Annotated in this window: 4 protein-coding genes; 1 reads left to right on the top strand and 3 read right to left on the bottom strand. The window is 62.9% G+C overall.

Annotated elements, in window-relative coordinates:
• A partial coding sequence (locus tag AC5JJ6_RS06545) for an App1 family protein phosphatidate phosphatase (protein ID WP_496041264.1) occupies positions 1–1,031 on the bottom strand: 1,031 nt, incomplete at its 3' end.
• A 133-nt stretch (positions 1,032–1,164) separates the two neighbouring features.
• On the opposite strand from AC5JJ6_RS06545, the gene AC5JJ6_RS06540 reads away from it, so the two are divergent.
• Positions 1,165–1,476, top strand: coding sequence for a polyhydroxyalkanoic acid system family protein (locus tag AC5JJ6_RS06540; protein ID WP_496041263.1), 312 nt, complete (start codon positions 1,165–1,167; stop codon positions 1,474–1,476).
• 97 nt (positions 1,477–1,573) lie between these two features.
• Here the strand turns inward: AC5JJ6_RS06540 and AC5JJ6_RS06535 are convergent, their stop codons facing one another.
• Positions 1,574–2,578 (bottom strand): cytochrome-c peroxidase, encoded by a 1,005-nt coding sequence (locus AC5JJ6_RS06535; protein ID WP_496041262.1) that lies wholly within the window; start codon positions 2,576–2,578, stop codon positions 1,574–1,576.
• Positions 2,579–2,726: 148 nt separating this feature from the next.
• A partial coding sequence (locus tag AC5JJ6_RS06530; RefSeq protein ID WP_496041261.1) for a hypothetical protein occupies positions 2,727–3,035 on the bottom strand: 309 nt, incomplete at its 5' end.

Genomic DNA, 3,035 nt, shown 5'->3' with positions numbered 1-3,035 from the left:
GCCGCCAGCACCATGCCGCTCCCCGCCGCCGTCACGGCCTTCGCCAGATCCTCGATCTCCCGGATCCTCGTCTCGTCGCGCGAGACGTTACGGATATAGACCGCCGTCACCCGGCCCGGATACTCGTCGACGATCTGCCGGTAGACTTCGGGATCGTGCTGGCCGCTGTCGCCGATCAGGACGAAAGGCAGGTCCTTGTAGAGCGCCAGCATGTTGCCGATCAGCTCGCGCTTGTGGTCCTCGGCCTTGCGGGGCAGCGGACTTTTCCAGGTGACGCCCCATTCCCGCAGGAACAGCATGGGGCCGACGGGGATGTTGTGCATCCGGAAGAACTCGTCCAGCACGTCGTAGATGCCCCACGGCGCCCGGGATACATAGAGCATCGGGTTACGCTCGTGGCCCGACGGTCCGGCATGCATCGCCCGGTAAAGCTCCGCCACGCCGGGGAAGGCGACACGGCTTTCCGCATCCTGGACGAACAGCCGCCACATCATCTTCAGCTTGCCGGCGACGCCGGTGAACATCACGGTATCGTCGATATCGCTGATCACGACATGCCGGCAGTGACGCGGCGGGATGAAGACCTGCGCCGTCGCGGCCACCGGCTCCGGCTGCTCCAGCACCAGATCCATGTCGTGCCAGCAGTCGTCGCTGGGCGTCAGTTCCCGGACCTTGAGGTGAAACCGGAAATAGCCGTCGCGGTCGGTCACGGCCCGCTGCTCGGCGCCGCCGAACCGGGCGCGCACCGTGGCACCGGCGACGGAGCGGCGGACGATCCTGCGGCCGATGTCGCGCAGATGGCCGGCCAGATCCTCCTCGTCGCCGCCCTGTCCCGTCCAGGACTGCCGGAACACCCGGCCGATCAGGAAGACTTCCTCCCGCGATCCGTAGCCCCGGTAGGGCTGGAGGACGATGCCGCGCTTGCCATGGGCCGTCCGGACAGGCCGGGCCGCAAGGTCAAGGATGCGGGTCGCCGCCCTCTTCCATTTCCTGAGAGTACCCCATCTCCTGAGAGTACCGCGCGAGCCCATGGCATTACCGTTCTGCTGATCTTCCTTCTTCCTTAATGCTCCAACCCCCGGAAAAGTCCCAAAATTCCGGTACCTCTGTAAATCGGCCCCCAGACTCCGTACCTATGGAGAAACAGTCCGAGGATTATGAGACATGCGAAAGCCCGTGGTCGTCACCATCCCCCACCAGCTCGGCCGCGAGGAGGCGAGGCGGCGCCTTCAGGACGGCATGGGGCAGGTCCGCTCCCAGCTTTCCGGCGTCGGCGCCACGGTCGATGACCGCTGGACCGACGACCGGCTGGCTTTCGACGTGGCCGTCATGGCCCAGACGATCAGCGGCCGGGTCGATGTCGGCGACAACGAAGTCCGGCTGGAAGTGGACCTGCCCTGGATGCTTGCCATGCTGGCGGAAAAGATCACCGGCAAGATCGCCAGGCAGGGAACGCTGATGCTGACCAAGAGTTGAGTTTCGACCGATGACATTGGCTGGATGACAAGGTCGGCTGTCATTCATCTCAAGGCAGCATCGAGATCGAATCCCGCCAGCACGATCCGTTCGCCGCTTAGCTCCCGAACGGGGTCGGACGCGGGGTCGTGTCGGACGACGGCGGGAGGATCGGCAGCTTGAAGCCGGGCTGCTCGCCGGTCAGGGTCTTCAGGAAAGCCACGATCTTGGCGTTTTCGTCCGCGGTGAACGACCGGCCGAGCTGGATGCGGGCCATGGTGTCGACGGCTTGCGTCAGTGTGGCGGCCTCGCCGTCGTGGAAGTACGGGTAAGTCAGTTCGACGTTGCGCAGCGTCGGAACCTTGAAGTTGAAGCGGTCGGCCTCGTCCTTGGTGACCGCCACGCGGCCCTCGGCCGGGCTCGACGCCGTATAAGGTTCGACCACACCCATCTTCTGGAACGAGTTTCCTCCAACCGCCGGGCCATTGTGGCAGGCGACGCAGCCGCTGTCCTTGAACAGACCGTAGCCCTCCAGCTCGACCTTGGTCAGCACCTTTTCGTCGCCTTTCAGCCACTTGTCGAAGCGCGAGTTCGGGGTCACCAGCGTCTCCTCGAAGGCAGCGATGGCCTTGGTGACTTCCCCGATGTCGATCTTGTCCGACCCGAAGACCGCCTTGAACTCGGCCACATAGCCGGGGATCGACTGTAGCACCTCGACGGCAAGCGCATGGGACGACGCCATCTCGCCCGGATTGGCGATCGGGCCGCCCGCCTGGGCTTGCAGATCCTTGGCGCGACCGTCCCAGAACTGCGCGACGTTCATGCTGGAGTTCAGCACCGTCGGCGCATTGATCGGACCCTGCTGCCACCGGTCGCCGATCGAGGTCTTCAGGTTGTCGGTGCCGCCCATGGACAGGTTGTGGCAAGAATTGCACGAAATAAATCCGGACTTCGACAGGCGGGTGTCGAAGTAGAGCTTTCCGCCGAGCTCGACCAGAGCCTGGTTGGCGCCCTTGATCGGCTGGATGGGATCGATCGGCTCATCCCTTGAGCCGGCGACGGCAATGCCGATGGCCGAGGCGCTCAGCAGGAATGCAAGGGCCAGTGTAGTGGTTGCGCGCATGATGAATGGACTCCTTTCAGCCCGTTTCACCTTGAAGTGGGCTGGTAGCCGAAAGGTATTACTCTGATCGAGTTAGCGGTTGGTGCAATTTGCCGCAGCGGTGGTAAGTAGCAAGTCTGCAATTTCATTGCGCAAACAGCTTATGACTTTAGGGATGATGATACCGGTTTTTGGAACTTCTTTTCTCATCGGCACTCGTCTGGACCTTGGGTCGCGAAACGACGTCGATCCCCCGCCTGCGGGAACGAATCGCTCCAGAGCAGGGCCATGCCGGCATGATGAAAAGCGGCATCATGGAGCTGTGATCGGAAGCCCCTGGTTTCGCCTTCCGCTCCAGGCTTAGTGGCGCATTATACCAAGGGCCGAAGAGATCGACCTGTGCGAATACTTTCGCCATGTAGGTCGCTTTAGCACTACCCTGCCACACTTCCGGTTGAGGTATGGTGTAGTTGACTGA

This window comes from Skermanella sp., assembly GCF_059503625.1.
This window is presented reverse-complemented; position numbering and strand designations above follow the sequence as displayed.

Bases quoted from the DNA above. Each gene is read 5' to 3' on its own strand.
- AC5JJ6_RS06535 (WP_496041262.1), bottom strand. From the start codon at position 2,578: ATGCGCGCAACCACTACACTGGCCCTTGCATTCCTGCTGAGCGCCTCG.
- AC5JJ6_RS06540 (WP_496041263.1), top strand. From the start codon at position 1,165: ATGCGAAAGCCCGTGGTCGTCACCATCCCCCACCAGCTCGGCCGCGAG.